Below are 12,862 nucleotides of genomic sequence, written 5' to 3' on the forward strand. Positions count from 1 at the left end.
CGCAGCTCTCTGCCTACTTCGGGTCGCGGTGGAACCGACTACTTCGGGTCGCGGTGGAAGAGCGACGTCGACCAGAGGTAGCCGACCACGGTCAGTCCCACACACCACCCCACCGCGAGCCACCCGCTGGAGCCGATGTCGCTGCCCAGCAGCAGACCCCGCAAGGTTTCGATGGCAGGCGTGAACGGCTGGTACTCGGCGAGCGGCCGGAACCAGCCCGGCATCTGCTCGACCGGCACGAACGCACTGGAGACCAGCGGCAGGATCATCAGCGGCAGCGCGTTGTTGCTGGCCGCCTCCGGGCTCGGGCTCGCCATGCCCATCCCGACCGCGATCCACGTGAACGCCGTCGCGACCAGCACCAGCAGCCCGAAGGCGGCCAGCCACTCCAGTGGCGACGCGTCCGTTGCCCGGAACCCGATGGCCACGGCGACCGCCCCGACCAGCAGCACACTCGCCACCGACTGGATCACGCTGCCGACGACATGCCCGACCAGCACGGACCCGCGATGGATCGCCATGGTCCGGAACCGGGCGATGATCCCCTCGGTCATGTCCATGGACACGGACACCGCCGTGCCCGCCGGGGTGGCACCGATGGTCATCAGCAGGATGCCGGGCACGAGGTAGGCGACGTAGTCGGCCCGGTCCGCGCCCGCCCCGCCGATGCCCGCGCTCATCACGTCACCGAAGACGTACACGAACAGCAGCAGCAGGACGATCGGCGTGAGCAGGACGTTCAGGGTGAGGGAGGGGTAGCGGCGCGCGTGCAGGAGGTTGCGGCGCAGCATGGTGGACGAGTCGCGTGCGGCGAGGGCGAGGGCACTGCTCATCGGACGGTCTCCTCGGTACGGGTGCTGGCGGGGACGCGGGCGGGGCCCGTGGTCAGGGCGAAGAAGACGTCGTCGAGGTCGGGTGTGTGCACGGTCAGTCCGTCCGCCTCGATCCCGGCCGCGTCCAACCGGTCGAGCAGGAGCCGCAGCGCGCGCTGGCTTCCGTCGTACGGGACGTGGAGCGCCGCCCCCTCGTCGTCGCGCACGGCTTCCGGCAGGGCGAGGACGCCCGACCGGTAGGCGTCCGGCCCGGTGAACCGCAGCCGCACGTGACCGCCCGGCACCAGCCGCTTCAGCTCGTCCGCGCTGCCCTCGGCGGCGATCCTTCCCCCGCTCAACACGGCGATCCGGTCGGCCAGTTGATCGGCCTCCTCCAGGTACTGGGTGGTGAGGAACACCGTCACGCCGCCCGCGACCAGTTCCCGGACGATCTCCCAGGTCCGGCGCCGGGAGCGCGGGTCGAGACCGGTGGTCGGCTCGTCCAGGAAGAGGATGCGCGGTGCGCCGACCAGCGTCATGGCGAGGTCGAGCCGCCGCCGCATGCCGCCGGAGTACCCGACGGCGGGCCGCTTCGCCGCGTCCACCAGGTCGAAGCGCTCCAGGAGTTCGGCGGAGATGCGGCGGCCCTCGGGGCGCGGGAGGTGGTGCAGGTCCGCCATCAGGAGCATGTTCTCCTCCCCGGTGATCAGCCCGTCCACTGCGGAGAACTGCCCCGTGACGCCGATCGCGGCACGTACGGCCTGCGGTTCGGCGGCAAGGTCGTGGCCGCCGACGCTCGCCCGGCCGCCGTCGGCGCCGATGAGGGTCGAGAGGATCTTCACGGCGGTCGTCTTGCCCGCCCCGTTGGGCCCGAGCAGGGCGAAGACGCTCCCGGCGGGCACGGTCAGGTCGATGCCGTCGAGGACGGTCGCGTCCCCGTACGACTTGCGCAGGCCCCTGGCCAGGATGGCGGGGCCGGGGCGTTCGGTGGGTGTGGATGTGGATGTGGGTGTGGGTGTGGGTGCCGTCATGCCGCAGAGCGTGCGGCAGGGCGCATTCAGCGCGGCTTCAACCGGGTTTCAGCCCTCTGAAGTCGCTTGAGGCGGGCGGCCCTTGTCCCCTGCCGCACCCGGTGCGAAGATCCCGCCATGCGTGTTGCCGCAGCTCAACTCCGTTGCCCCTGGCTCGATCCCACCGCAGGTACGGCCAAGGTGGTGGAGTACCTGGAGAAGGCGGCGGCCGACGACGTCGGGCTGGTCGCGTTCCCCGAGACCTTCCTGTCGGGCTACCCGTTCTGGCTGAACGAGACCGACGCCTCGCGCTTCGACGACCCCGAGCAGAAACGGGCCTACGCCGCCTACCTCGACGCCGCCGTCGAGCTGACCGGACCGCAGCTCGCCCGCATCACCGAAGCCGTCCGCGACCTGGGCGTCTTCACGTACCTCGGCATCACGGAACGCGTCCACGGAACCGTCTACTGCACGCTCCTGGCGATCTCCCCGAACGCCGGAATCGTCAGCGCCCACCGCAAGCTGATGCCCACCTACGAGGAACGCCTCGTCTGGGGCACCGGCGACGGCCACGGGCTGCGCGTCCACCAGGTCGAGGACATCCGGGTCGGCGGCCTCAACTGCTGGGAAAATTGGATGCCGTTGGCCCGGCACGCCCTGTACGCCCAGGGCGAGGACCTGCACGTCTCCGTCTGGCCGGGGTCCACTCGTAACACCACGGACATCACGCGTTTCATCGCGCAGGAGGGGCGGGTCTACTCCCTCGCCGCCGGGGCGCTCTTCTCGTACGCGGACATCCCCGCAGACTTCCCCTTCCGGGACCGCCTCGCGGACCACGTCTCGGGGTGCGACGGCGGCTCGGCGGTCGCGGGCCCGGACGGGCAGTGGATCGTCGCCCCGGTGTCGGGGAAGGAGATGCTGGTCACGGCGGACATCGACCCTGCCGTGGTGCGGGCCGAGCGGCACAACTTCGATCCGGTCGGCCACTACGCGCGCGGCGACGTCTTCGACGTACGGGTGGACAGGACGCGGCTGGCTCCGGCGCGGTTCAGCGACTGACGGCGCGGGTGCGCCGCCGCGCCCTGCCCTCCGCCAGCCCGCCCACGACCGCCACCACGCCGCCCGTGGCCATGACACTGCCGATGGCGACCATGATCACGCCGACCCCGTAGAGGCCGCTGGCGTCGTGCGCGGACCAGTCGTAGAAGGAGGCGACCGTGAGACCGGCCGCGACACCCACGACGGGGCCGACCCGGAAGCGCCGGAAGACCGCCCAGCACACCGGCGGCAACAGCGTCAGCACCAGGCCGAGCACCTGCCACGGCTCGTACGGTCCTGTCGTCGACCCGTCCGGATGTACGTCGCGTACGTGATCCCAGCCGAGCCAGGCGGCCCAGAGCGCGGCGGCGGTCAGGGCGAGGGCGAGCCCCACGAACAGCTCGGACAGCGGTGCGCGGGGGCGAGGGCGTGCGGGGTACGGGTGCATGCTCCAAGCCTTCCCGCTCGCGGCGCGGACGGCATCGGTACGCGTACTCACTTCCGACCCGAGTACGGAGGGATCTCAGCTTCCCTTGTGCAGGGTCCCGACCCGGGACACGGTCCTGCGCACCGCGATCCGTGCGTTCGCGGCGCGCGGCTACTACGGCACCACCACGACCGAGGCCGCCAAGGCCGCCGGTATCTCGCAGGCGTACGTGTACCGGCTCTTCCCCGACAAGCAGGCTCTGTTCGTCGCGGTGATCGAACACTGCGCCAGCCGTATGCGGGAAGGTCTCGCCGACGGCGCGGCCGACGCCGCAGGGGCGGACCCGGCCAGCGTGCTGGATGCGCTGAAGCGGGCGTACGGGCCGAGGCCCCCACCCCGTAGCCACCGGTGTCTGAACGGCCCGAACCTGCCGGTAGCTTGGCTGACTGTTCGATGAGCAGCGCAAGGGGGCATATCGGTGGATGTCGTGCGGGTCATGGAAGCCCTGGCCGAACAGGGGGTCACGGTGCTGTTCAAGGCCGATGCCGAGCGGATGCGTGAGGGCAGGAAGCCGTGGACCTTCGTCGCGAGCGGCAACCCGTTCCATGCGGATCTTCTGGTCCGGACGGATGCCGTGTCGGTGGAGTCCTGCCTGAAGCAGTGCCTGCCGCAACTGCGCGAACGCGGGCTGATCATCCCGGAGTAGACCGGCCTGCTCGGCCCTCGAACGCACCGAGGCGAACCCCGTCCTCCAGGGCATCAGGCGACTTTCCAAGGCATTCCAGGAAGCGAGGAACTACCTGTTGGATGAGCAGGTGACTGTCTATGACGTAGCTCGCCACTTCCCTTCGATCGCTGACCTGCGGAACCTGTGCCGCACGCTGGCGATGCTCGACGCGGTTCTGAGCCCGGACCGGGAAGGCCGGTATCACTCCTTCAACGTCGGCTGGGCCGACGACGAGGAGATGGCATCGATGTGCAACGGGTCGGGGAACGAGTACTCCATCGTGTTCTCGGCGGCCGGAGCCTACGTCCGTGGCTTCGACCACGAAGCACCGATGAGCCCGTACGGCAACGACGGCGAGCCCTGGCGGGGAGTGATCGACGAGGTTCCGGAGGTCTTCCAGCCCTTCGTCGAAGAGCCGGCGTTCACCGACGAGGAGGACGTCCCCGTCGTGACGGCCTGCCCATGGCGGGAGGCAACGGACGATCGGTGGCGGCACGGCGCGATCGACTTCCCCGTCGGGTGTTCCGACCCGGACGGGGCAACGGGCCTGTTCGAGCTCCTGGTCGACCGCTCGCCGGAAGCGTTCCGGCGCTTCGCCGAGGATTATTACGAGGTCCCTGTGGACCTGGAAGCGGTACGCGACGTGTATGCCTTGCGACCGCTGAGCCAGAAGCTGGTGTCATCGCTGAACGCGGAGGTCGTCCTCGCAGACCTGGCCGAGGACCTCGCCGACATCGGCTACCCGCAGTCGGCGCAGGACGTGATCTGAGCTTCTGCCGTCGGTGAGTGGGGAGGGAGTCCGGCCGGAGGGTGATCGTAGGTGCTCGCCTGCGGCGTACCGGCTCCAGATCCCGCCGCAACGGGCCAGGCGCATGCCGCCGACGGGTCAAGGCTGCTTCCGGCCGATCGTGCGAAGATCCCAGCCATGAACGATCTTCAGCTTCGGCCCGCCGTGGAATCCGACCTCGCCGCTCTCGTCGGGCTGCGTGACGACGCGGCCCGCTGGATGCTCGCTCAGGGGGTCACGGGGCAGTGGAAGCCGGGTGAGCTGGACGGCGACCACTTCCGCAGGGTCATGAAGAGTGGCGAGGTCTGGGTGGCGGAGGACACCGAAGGCATCGTCGGCGCCTGGGAGCTGTGGTGGGAGGACGAGGGCGCCTGGGGACCGCAGCCGCCGAACGCCGGTTACGTGCACCGGCTGATGGTCGATCACGCCAGGGCCCCGCGCGGTACGGGCCGGGAGTTGCTGAGCGCGGCGGAACGCCGGGTGGCGGAGAGTGGCCGGGAGTGGGTACGGCTGGACTGCCTGGCCGGAAACGAACGACTCACCGCGTTCTACGTCGACGCCGGGTACCGGATCGTGGGCAGCAAGGAGGGCAAGCCGCAGCCGGGTGGAACCCCGAAGTCCTTCACCCTGCTGGAGAAGGCGGTGGGTCGGGGCTGAGCGGTCCAACGGCGCGGAGTTGCCGTACGGGTGGGCGGTGTCGTCCTGAGGGTTGGCAGGGGGAGCCGGGACGCGGAGAGCCCGCCGCGACGTTCGCGGCGGGCCCTCCGGGCGCTGATGCGGGTCAGTCCTTGCGGGTTTCGACCTCGGTGGTGAGCTGGGGGACGACCTCGAAGAGGTCGCCGACGACGCCGTAGTCGACGAGCTCGAAGATCGGGGCCTCGGCGTCCTTGTTGATCGCCACGATCGTCTTCGAGGTCTGCATACCGGCCCGGTGCTGGATCGCACCGGAGATACCGGAGGCGATGTACAGCTGCGGGGAGACGGACTTGCCGGTCTGGCCGACCTGGTTGGAGTGCGGGTACCAGCCCGCGTCCACCGCGGCGCGGGAGGCGCCGACGGCCGCACCGAGGGAGTCGGCGAGCTTCTCGATGATGGAGAAGTTCTCCGCACCGTTCACCCCGCGGCCGCCGGAGACCACGATCGCGGCCTCGGTCAGCTCAGGACGCCCGGTGGACTCACGCGGGGTCCGCGCCACGACCTTCGTGCCCTTCGCCGCGTCCGAGAAGGACACGGTGAGGGCTTCGACCGCACCGGCGGCCGGGGCGGCCTCGACGGGGGCGGAGTTCGGCTTGACGGTGATGACCGGGGTGCCGGTCGAGACCCGCGACTTGGTGGTGTAGGAGGCGGCGAACACGGCCTGCGTCGCCACCGGACCCTCAGCACCGGCCTCCAGGTCGACGGCGTCGGTGATGATGCCGGACGTGATCCGCACCGCGAGACGCGCGGCGATCTCCTTGCCCTCCGCCGAGGACGGCACCAGCACGGCGACCGGGGACACCGCCTCGTACGCGGCCTGGAGCGCCTCGACCTTCGGGACGACGAGGTAGTCGGCGAACTCCGGGGCGTCGGCGGTCAGCACGCGGGTGGCGCCGTGCTCACCGAGCAGGGAGGCGGCGGCGTCGCCACCAGCGCCGAGGAAGACCGCGACGGGCTCGCCGATCCGGCGGGCCAGGGTCAGCAGTTCGAGGGTGGGCTTGCGGACGGCACCGTCGACGTGATCGACGTAGACGAGAACTTCAGCCATGAGAAATGCTCTCCTGCAACAGACGAAGGGGGGTGGGGTGAAGGGGCCGGGTTCTTAGATGAACTTCTGGCCCGCGAGGAACTCGGCGAGCTGCTTGCCGCCCTCGCCCTCGTCCTTGACGATCGTGCCCGCCGTACGCTCCGGACGCTTGTCCGCCGAGTCGACCTTCGTCCAGGAGCCCTCCAGGCCCACCAGCTCGGCCTCCAGGTCCAGATCGTCCAGGTCCAGCGACTCCACCGGCTTCTTCTTCGCCGCCATGATCCCCTTGAACGACGGGTAGCGGGCCTCACCCGACTGGTCCGTCACCGACACCACGGCCGGCAGAGAGGCTTCGAGCTGCTCGGAGGCAGCATCGCCGTCGCGGCGGCCGGTGACCACCCCGTCCTCGACCTTGACCTCCGACAGCAGTGTCACCTGCGGCACCCCCAGGCGCTCGGCCAGGATCGCCGGGAGCACACCCATCGTGCCGTCCGTCGACGCCATACCCGCGATCACCAGGTCGTAGCCGGTCTTCTCGATCGCCTTGGCGAGCACCAGCGAGGTCGCCATCACGTCCGAGCCGTGCAGATCGTCGTCCTCGACGTGCACCGCCTTGTCCGCACCCATCGACAACGCCTTGCGCAGCGCGTCCTTCGCGTCCTCCGGACCCACCGTCAGCACGGTGATCTCCGCGTCGTCGGCCGCCTCCGCGATCTGCAACGCCTGCTCGACCGCGTACTCGTCCAGCTCCGACAGCAGACCGTCGACATCGTCCCGGTCGACCGTCAGGTCATCGGCGAAGTGCCGGTCACCAGTGGCGTCGGGCACGTACTTCACACAGACAACGATCCTCAAGCTCACGCCGAGTCTCCTTACACATACGGGTGTCGCACACGAAGCGGTCGCAGAACGCGCACGATGGATGTCTCGAACATATGGCACTGAGTACCCTCTGTAAATGCATTGAGTGCCACATTTGCGGGTTCCGGTGTTACGTTCGCCGCATGACCGAGGTGCGTAGGCGGCGCAAGCCGGCGGGAGAGGCCCCCGAAAGTGCAGCCTCACAGGAGGCCTCGACGGGGGACGTGCCCAAGACGCCCATGCGCGAAGTGCTGGCCGAATCCGCGTTCGCGCTCTTCCTGGAGCGCGGTTTCGAGCGGACGACCGTGGACGACATCGTCGCGAGGGCCGGAGTGGGACGCCGCTCCTTCTTCCGGTACTTTCCGTCCAAGGAGGACGCGGTCTTCCCCGACCACGACCGCTGTCTCGCCGACATGACGGCCTTTCTGGAGGCCGCGGGCGACGCGGAACCCGTCGGCGCCGTGTGCGACGCCGCCCACCTGGTCATGCGGATGTACGCCGCGAAACCCGAATTCTCCGTCCAGCGCTACCGGTTGACCCGCGAGGTCCCCGGTCTGCGCACCTACGAACTCTCCGTCGTACGCCGTTACGAACGCACCCTCGCCGCCTACCTCCGTACCCGGTGGAACGGCACCCCGGACGGCGCCCTGCGCGCCGAAGTGGTCGCCGCCGCCGTGGTCGCCGCCCACAACAACGCCCTGCGCACCTGGCTGCGCACGGGCGGCGAGGGCGACGCCGACGCGGCCGTCGAACACGCGCTGGCCACGGTGCGCGAGGTGTGGGCGGGCGGCCGTGCCCCGGCGGGGGAGCCCGCAGGGGACGAGGTCATCGTGATGGTGGCGCGCAAGGGCGCCCCGCTGTGGCGGGTGGTCCAGCAGGTCGAGTCCGCGCTGACGGATGACCGCGACTGAGCGGCGGCAGCGGCAGCCACGAGAGCAACAGCAGCACTGAGTGCCGCACCTGACGGGTACTCAGTGCCGCCGATGTCCCCAGGCAGAGACCAGCGGTGACGTGGCCAGATCGAGGCGGCCGGTGGCCACGTTCGCCAGGTGCCGGTCGATGTCCGCGTCGGTGGCGATGCCCGCCGCCACCAACCGGTCCCGGATCTGACGTACCGTCGCCGCTTCCAGGACCGTGCAGGCCGGGGACGTGATCGGGAAGTACGCGTCCGCCTGTACGTCGTCGAGTCCCGCCTCCCGCAGCAGGCGGGGAAGCGTCCTGCCGTACGCGAGATCCGCGCCCCGCGCCGCCATCAGCTCGCGGAAGCCGTTGCGCAGGCGGTTGGCGAGGCGCTGTTCGGGGCCGTACTCCTCCGGGCAGAGCAGTGGCTGCAAGCCCGGGTCGGCGTCCTCCAGCAGCAGTACGCCGCCGGGGCGCAGGGCCCGGACCATCCGGCGCAACGCCTCGGCCCGGTCCACCACGTGCACCAGCACCAGCCGGGCGTGCACCAGGTCGAAGCCGCCCGGGGGCGGGGGATCGGCCGCCACGTCGTGCTGCCGCACTTCGACGTTGCCCGGGCCGAGGTCCCGTACCCACGACACGTCGATGTCCGTGCACAGCACCTCCCCCGTGGCCCCCACCCGCTCGGCCAGCCCCAGCGGGACGGACGGGCCGCCCGCCCCGACCTCCCAGACCCGCATGCCCTCGGTGAGGCCGACGGCGTCGACGTGCCGGAACGTCACCGGGTCGAACAGCTCCGACAGCGCGCCGAAGCGGATGCCCGCCTCGGACTGCTGGTTGTCGAGCAGGTAGCCGGAGTCCGGGGTGCCGTGGTGGTCGGTGTCGTGGTGATCGGTGTCGTGATCGGGCATGGGGGGGGTTCCTGCCGTCTTGTGTACGTTTACGGGCCCGGCCAGTTCATCACGCGCACCCCGCCCCCACTGCGCCCCGGTGACACGGTCACCCTCACGGCGGAGGTCCTCGGCGCGATCTCCAACACGGTCGTCCCCGGCCCTGACCCGGTCCCGATCCCGGTGGCCCGCAGGCGCACCCGAGGGTGACCGGGGGCCGCCGGTGCGGTCAGGCCGTACGGTCCCGTCGGCCGCAGACGTGTGCGCAGCGGCGGGCCGCGTCGCGGCGGACGGTGCGCAGGCGGTGCAGGGTGGCGTGGCGGCGGCGTCTCCACTCCGTGCGGGGGAGGCCCGCGCGCTGGCCGCCGCCGGTCATCAGGGCGTTGACCGAGGAGTGCGGGTCGGCGGCCATCCCCTTCGCGACGAGGACCCCGACCAGCAGCGGGACGAGCGCGACCGCGATCGCCGACCCGGCGACGGTCACGTGGCGCAGGTGAGTGCGGTGCGCGGCGGAGGCGGTTGTTGAGGTCATGACGGCATTTCACCGGAGTGGGCGGGCCGGTGGATCGGTGCGGGTACTCAGGTGGGTGGTGCTCAGATACTCAGGCGGGCCGGGGCGAGGCGGGGGGCGTGTGTGTCGCGGGAGGGGCGTCGAGGCGGGCCAGCCATGTCGTGAGCGTCTGCTCCAGGCCCTCCGCCTCGGCGCCCAGCAGGTCCAGCAGGCGGCGTTCGTTGCGCATGTGGTCGGTGAACGCGCGGTCGATCAGCTCGCGCCCCTGCGGGGTGAGGGCCACGATCCGGCCGCGCCGGTCGACGGTCGCGTCACGGCGGACGACGAGCCCCGCGCGCTCCAGCCGGTCGAGGCGCTTGGTCATCGCGCCGGTCGTCACCATGGTGTGCGCGGCGAGTTCGCGCGGCGCCCGCTCGAAGGGCTCACCCGCGCGGCGCAGGGCGCACAGCACGTCGAACTCGCCCTCGTGCAGGCCGTGTTGGTCGTAGACCTGGTACAGCTCCTGGGTGAGCCGGTCCGCGAGGCGGTGCAGGCGGCCGATCACGCCCTGCGGGGACACGTCGAGGTCCGGTCGTTCGCGGCGCCACTCAGCCTGGATGCGGGCGACGTGGTCCGGGGAGGGCCGGTCCGGCACGGAAGATGCGTTCATGTATCCCACAATAACTTCCCGGGAAGCTACATTGGGTTCATGGAAGCCAAACTGCGAGGTGTGGTGCTCACCGCGATCGCACCGGTCGCCTGGGGGACCAACTACTTCGTCACGCACGAGTTCCTCCCCGCCGACCACCCCCTCTACGGGGCCGCCCTGCGCGCCCTCCCCGCCGGACTCGTCCTCCTGCTCCTGTGCCGGAAACGGCCGCGCGGGGCGTGGTGGTGGCGGTCGGCCGTGCTGGGGGTGCTCAACGTCAGCGTGTTCTTCGTCCTCGTGTACGTCGCCTCCCAGCTCCTGCCGACCAGCGTCGCCGCGACCGTCATGGCCGTGGCCCCGCTGGCGATGATGCTCATGGCCTGGCCGCTGGTCTCGGAGCGGCCCGCGGTGCCCCACCTGGCCGGGGCCGTGCTCGGGCTGGGCGGGGTCTGTCTGATGCTGCTCACGGGGGCGGAACGGGTGAGCCTGCCCGGGGTCCTCGCCTCCGCCGTCGCCATGGTGGTGTCGTCCTTCGGCTACATCCTGGCCAAGCGCTGGAACGACGGCACCGACGTCCTCGCCTCGACCGCCTGGCAGCTCGTCGCCGGAGGCCTCTTCCTGCTCCCGGCCGCCGTCCTCGTGGAGGGTCAGCCGCCCGCGCTCTCCGTCCCGGCGCTGCTGGCGTTCGCGTACGTCACCCTGGTCGCGACCGCGCTGGCCTTCACCGTCTGGTTCGCCGGGCTGCGCCAACTGCCCGCCGGGACCGTCGGGTTGATCGGGCTGCTCAATCCCGTCACCGGTGTGCTGCTCGGCACGGTGCTCGCCGCCGAGTCGCTGACCGTACGCCAAATGGCTGGCCTGGCACTGGTGTTGACCGGTGTCATGCTCGGACGCCCGCAGGCGTCGTCGCGGAAGGCTGCGGGGCGCGCAGCCGGGTGGTGGCGTGCCACAGGCAGTACACGGCCGCGGTTCCGAGCACGCCCCGCACGATGTTCCACACCACCCACGGGTCCTCGAAGCGCTCGCGCACGGACGCCGGATCGCTGATCCGGGCCGGGGCCCCGGCGGCGGCCAGCTCGTTGTTCAGGGGCACGTTCGCCGCCGAGGTCACCGCGATCACCAGGACGTACAGCACCAGCGCGGCGAGCACCCACCGGCCCGCCGGGGTCTTGCGCTGCTGCCAGGCGGACACGCCGATCAGGACCAGTGCGCCGAACAGCCCGGCGAAGAACACCGGGTTTTCGATCACCACGTTGATGTTCTGCATCACCTCCACGTAGACCCGGTCCTCGGAGCGGGCCAGCGCGGGCATCACCCCGCAGGCGAACGCGTACCAGACGCCCGCCACCAGTCCCGCGAACACCGTCGCCGCGCCGAGGACAATTCCGTTTGCCGTGTGCTTCGTTGTCATGGGGGTCAGTCAACAGCCCCGGGGACGCAGGGGACATGCGTGAGAGGCGCAGGCGCATGTCCCCGCGTCCACAGTCGGCCGAGCAGGGCTGAGGTCAGGCGATCCGCTCCGACAGCGGGCCCGTGAGGTCGTCCAGGATGTCGGCGGTGTGGTTGCTGACCAGGCGGCCGCTCCACCGGTCGACCAGTGCCGGCACGCTGGGGGTGCCCGTGAAGGGGTGCACGGTCGCCTCGTACGCGCTGAGCAGCGCCGCGTACGCCTCGGGGGCGTCGGCGGGGCACGCCGGGAGGGTGGTGGCGTACACCGAACCCTTCAGGCCGAGCAGGGCGACGGCGCTCAGCAGGGCCCGCGACGCGGGGCACCCCTCGGTCAGGAACAGCTCGTAGCGGTGCGGCGCGGGGTAGAAGCCCCCGGCGCGGTCGACGCCGATCCGGCCGCGCACCAGCGGCACGGGACGGGGGGTGTCGGGCGTACAGGGAAGGGAGCTGCGGGCAGTGGTCTCGGGCATGACTCTCCTCGGGGGCACACGTGTCCCCCTGTGTCGTCGCGTGTCGGACATGTGAACTCTCGAACCCGCCCGAGCGCACTAATACGCGCTGGAGACCCGCTGCAGATCGATGTGCAGTCGCCTCGTCAGTCCGTTCCAGGGCATGTCCACCGGTCCCACCTCCGGGTCCGCGCGACACGGAACCACGCTTGCCCCGCCGCACCGGCGGAACCCGGTCGTCACCCGGGGCACCCCGTCGCGGAGGAAGGGTTGCCTGCCAGCGGGCCGGGGCCGATGACCGCCGGACGGGATGCTCGAACCCGCCCGGAAGGCGCTGACAATCGTGACCGTCCCGGCCAGTGTCCGGGCCCCTCCGAGACCCGTCAAGGAGGCCGTTCGCGCCATCTCACGTGCTGGGCGGCGCCGTTGACATTCGAATCCGGCCGTGGCTAAGTTGCGGCGCATCGGCGGAAGCGAAGCCCCTCGGGGGCGGAATGGTGACGGTGAGCGAGATGGACGCAGCTGAGGGGTTGGCCGTGTGGCGCTCCCACGGCCGTGTCCCGCTGTGCGCGGACCGCTCCGTCGACCTCCTGCGCGTCAGCAGCGCACTGTGTACGGCCGTGTGCCGCACCGCCGGTCACTGAGCCCGC

At 70.9% G+C, this 12,862-nt stretch carries 18 protein-coding genes, 1 pseudogene and 1 riboswitch; of the genes and pseudogenes, 9 read left to right on the top strand and 10 right to left on the bottom strand.

Annotated features, from left to right (window positions below):
- Positions 1-38: 38 nt before the first annotated feature.
- Both ACIO3O_RS36425 and ACIO3O_RS36430 read right to left on the bottom strand, forming a co-directional pair.
- Positions 39-833 carry an ABC transporter permease gene (locus ACIO3O_RS36425; protein ID WP_401753319.1) on the bottom strand — a complete coding sequence of 265 codons (795 nt, stop codon included), beginning with the start codon at positions 831-833 and terminating at the stop codon, positions 39-41.
- Positions 830-1,843, bottom strand: a complete 1,014-nt coding sequence (locus ACIO3O_RS36430) for an ATP-binding cassette domain-containing protein (RefSeq protein WP_401753321.1) — start codon at positions 1,841-1,843, stop codon at positions 830-832. Before ACIO3O_RS36430 ends, ACIO3O_RS36425 begins: the two co-directional genes overlap by 4 nt.
- 117 nt (positions 1,844-1,960) lie before the next feature.
- On the opposite strand from ACIO3O_RS36430, the gene ACIO3O_RS36435 reads away from it, so the two are divergent.
- Positions 1,961-2,881 (top strand): carbon-nitrogen hydrolase family protein, encoded by a 921-nt coding sequence (locus ACIO3O_RS36435; protein WP_401753323.1) that lies wholly within the window; start codon positions 1,961-1,963, stop codon positions 2,879-2,881.
- Here the strand turns inward: ACIO3O_RS36435 and ACIO3O_RS36440 are convergent.
- Positions 2,871-3,308 carry a hypothetical protein gene (locus tag ACIO3O_RS36440; protein WP_401753325.1) on the bottom strand — a complete coding sequence of 146 codons (438 nt, stop codon included), beginning with the start codon at positions 3,306-3,308 and terminating at the stop codon, positions 2,871-2,873. The two genes, ACIO3O_RS36435 and ACIO3O_RS36440, sit on opposite strands and share 11 nt — an antisense overlap.
- 85 nt (positions 3,309-3,393) lie before the next feature.
- Here ACIO3O_RS36440 and ACIO3O_RS36445 point away from each other — a divergent pair, with 85 nt between their 5' ends.
- From ACIO3O_RS36445 to ACIO3O_RS36460, 4 genes are all read left to right on the top strand, one after another.
- Positions 3,394-3,744, top strand: a complete 351-nt coding sequence (locus tag ACIO3O_RS36445) for a TetR/AcrR family transcriptional regulator (protein WP_401753327.1) — start codon at positions 3,394-3,396, stop codon at positions 3,742-3,744.
- Positions 3,745-3,765: 21 nt separating this feature from the next.
- The gene (locus ACIO3O_RS36450; RefSeq protein WP_401753329.1) at positions 3,766-3,993 is read left to right on the top strand and encodes a hypothetical protein; all 228 of its coding nucleotides are present in this window, start codon (positions 3,766-3,768) and stop codon (positions 3,991-3,993) included.
- A 94-nt stretch (positions 3,994-4,087) separates the two neighbouring features.
- Positions 4,088-4,783, top strand: a complete 696-nt coding sequence (locus tag ACIO3O_RS36455; RefSeq protein WP_401753451.1) for a hypothetical protein — start codon at positions 4,088-4,090, stop codon at positions 4,781-4,783.
- Between the two features lie 156 nt (positions 4,784-4,939).
- Positions 4,940-5,458 carry a GNAT family N-acetyltransferase gene (locus ACIO3O_RS36460; protein WP_401753331.1) on the top strand — a complete coding sequence of 173 codons (519 nt, stop codon included), beginning with the start codon at positions 4,940-4,942 and terminating at the stop codon, positions 5,456-5,458.
- A 124-nt stretch (positions 5,459-5,582) separates the two neighbouring features.
- On the opposite strand, the gene ACIO3O_RS36465 is transcribed toward ACIO3O_RS36460, so the two are convergent.
- The gene (locus ACIO3O_RS36465) at positions 5,583-6,545 is read right to left on the bottom strand and encodes an electron transfer flavoprotein subunit alpha/FixB family protein (RefSeq protein ID WP_401753333.1); all 963 of its coding nucleotides are present in this window, start codon (positions 6,543-6,545) and stop codon (positions 5,583-5,585) included.
- A 54-nt stretch (positions 6,546-6,599) separates the two neighbouring features.
- On the bottom strand, positions 6,600-7,385 hold the full coding sequence (locus ACIO3O_RS36470) for an electron transfer flavoprotein subunit beta/FixA family protein (RefSeq protein ID WP_401753335.1): 786 nt from the start codon (positions 7,383-7,385) through the stop codon (positions 6,600-6,602).
- A 239-nt stretch (positions 7,386-7,624) separates the two neighbouring features.
- Here ACIO3O_RS36470 and ACIO3O_RS36475 point away from each other — a divergent pair, with 239 nt between their 5' ends.
- A complete protein-coding gene (locus tag ACIO3O_RS36475; RefSeq protein WP_401753453.1) occupies positions 7,625-8,296 on the top strand; it encodes a TetR family transcriptional regulator in 672 nt (223 codons plus the stop codon).
- A 60-nt stretch (positions 8,297-8,356) separates the two neighbouring features.
- Here the strand turns inward: ACIO3O_RS36475 and ACIO3O_RS36480 are convergent, their stop codons facing one another.
- The gene (locus ACIO3O_RS36480) at positions 8,357-9,196 is read right to left on the bottom strand and encodes a class I SAM-dependent methyltransferase (protein WP_401753337.1); all 840 of its coding nucleotides are present in this window, start codon (positions 9,194-9,196) and stop codon (positions 8,357-8,359) included.
- A 21-nt stretch (positions 9,197-9,217) separates the two neighbouring features.
- Between ACIO3O_RS36480 and ACIO3O_RS36485 the strand changes: the two genes are divergently transcribed.
- Positions 9,218-9,385, top strand: coding sequence for a hypothetical protein (locus ACIO3O_RS36485; protein ID WP_401753339.1), 168 nt, complete (start codon positions 9,218-9,220; stop codon positions 9,383-9,385).
- A 19-nt stretch (positions 9,386-9,404) separates the two neighbouring features.
- On the opposite strand, the gene ACIO3O_RS36490 is transcribed toward ACIO3O_RS36485, so the two are convergent.
- Positions 9,405-9,707 (bottom strand): hypothetical protein, encoded by a 303-nt coding sequence (locus ACIO3O_RS36490; RefSeq protein ID WP_401753341.1) that lies wholly within the window; start codon positions 9,705-9,707, stop codon positions 9,405-9,407.
- Positions 9,708-9,777: 70 nt separating this feature from the next.
- Positions 9,778-10,335 (bottom strand): MarR family winged helix-turn-helix transcriptional regulator, encoded by a 558-nt coding sequence (locus ACIO3O_RS36495; protein ID WP_401753343.1) that lies wholly within the window; start codon positions 10,333-10,335, stop codon positions 9,778-9,780.
- 39 nt (positions 10,336-10,374) lie between these two features.
- On the opposite strand from ACIO3O_RS36495, the gene ACIO3O_RS36500 reads away from it, so the two are divergent.
- On the top strand, positions 10,375-11,361 hold the full coding sequence (locus tag ACIO3O_RS36500) for a DMT family transporter (RefSeq protein WP_401753344.1): 987 nt from the start codon (positions 10,375-10,377) through the stop codon (positions 11,359-11,361).
- Here the strand turns inward: ACIO3O_RS36500 and ACIO3O_RS36505 are convergent.
- Both ACIO3O_RS36505 and ACIO3O_RS36510 read right to left on the bottom strand, forming a co-directional pair.
- A pseudogene (locus tag ACIO3O_RS36505) lies at positions 11,327-11,725 on the bottom strand (DUF1772 domain-containing protein); the annotation flags it as partial. The gene ACIO3O_RS36500 and the pseudogene ACIO3O_RS36505 overlap by 35 nt on opposite strands.
- A 94-nt stretch (positions 11,726-11,819) precedes the next feature.
- Positions 11,820-12,233, bottom strand: coding sequence for a hypothetical protein (locus ACIO3O_RS36510; RefSeq protein ID WP_401753346.1), 414 nt, complete (start codon positions 12,231-12,233; stop codon positions 11,820-11,822).
- Between the two features lie 179 nt (positions 12,234-12,412).
- Positions 12,413-12,525, bottom strand: a riboswitch (SAM riboswitch).
- Between the two features lie 199 nt (positions 12,526-12,724).
- On the opposite strand from ACIO3O_RS36510, the gene ACIO3O_RS36515 reads away from it, so the two are divergent.
- A complete protein-coding gene (locus ACIO3O_RS36515) occupies positions 12,725-12,856 on the top strand; it encodes a hypothetical protein (RefSeq protein WP_401753348.1) in 132 nt (43 codons plus the stop codon).
- The last annotated feature ends 6 nt before the right edge of the window (positions 12,857-12,862 follow it).

The organism is Streptomyces sp. NPDC087440, from assembly GCF_044744005.1.
Classification (GTDB): Bacteria; Actinomycetota; Actinomycetes; order Streptomycetales; family Streptomycetaceae; genus Streptomyces.

Bases quoted from the DNA above. Each gene is read 5' to 3' on its own strand.
- ACIO3O_RS36465 (WP_401753333.1), bottom strand. From the start codon at position 6,545: ATGGCTGAAGTTCTCGTCTACGTCGATCACGTCGACGGTGCCGTCCGC.
- ACIO3O_RS36515 (WP_401753348.1), top strand. From the start codon at position 12,725: ATGGACGCAGCTGAGGGGTTGGCCGTGTGGCGCTCCCACGGCCGTGTC.
- ACIO3O_RS36490 (WP_401753341.1), bottom strand. From the start codon at position 9,707: ATGACCTCAACAACCGCCTCCGCCGCGCACCGCACTCACCTGCGCCAC.
- ACIO3O_RS36510 (WP_401753346.1), bottom strand. From the start codon at position 12,233: ATGCCCGAGACCACTGCCCGCAGCTCCCTTCCCTGTACGCCCGACACC.
- ACIO3O_RS36430 (WP_401753321.1), bottom strand. From the start codon at position 1,843: ATGACGGCACCCACACCCACACCCACATCCACATCCACACCCACCGAA.
- ACIO3O_RS36475 (WP_401753453.1), top strand. From the start codon at position 7,625: ATGCGCGAAGTGCTGGCCGAATCCGCGTTCGCGCTCTTCCTGGAGCGC.
- ACIO3O_RS36425 (WP_401753319.1), bottom strand. From the start codon at position 833: ATGAGCAGTGCCCTCGCCCTCGCCGCACGCGACTCGTCCACCATGCTG.
- ACIO3O_RS36500 (WP_401753344.1), top strand. From the start codon at position 10,375: ATGGAAGCCAAACTGCGAGGTGTGGTGCTCACCGCGATCGCACCGGTC.
- ACIO3O_RS36460 (WP_401753331.1), top strand. From the start codon at position 4,940: ATGAACGATCTTCAGCTTCGGCCCGCCGTGGAATCCGACCTCGCCGCT.
- ACIO3O_RS36440 (WP_401753325.1), bottom strand. From the start codon at position 3,308: ATGCACCCGTACCCCGCACGCCCTCGCCCCCGCGCACCGCTGTCCGAG.
- ACIO3O_RS36480 (WP_401753337.1), bottom strand. From the start codon at position 9,196: ATGCCCGATCACGACACCGATCACCACGACACCGACCACCACGGCACC.
- ACIO3O_RS36495 (WP_401753343.1), bottom strand. From the start codon at position 10,335: ATGAACGCATCTTCCGTGCCGGACCGGCCCTCCCCGGACCACGTCGCC.
- ACIO3O_RS36435 (WP_401753323.1), top strand. From the start codon at position 1,961: ATGCGTGTTGCCGCAGCTCAACTCCGTTGCCCCTGGCTCGATCCCACC.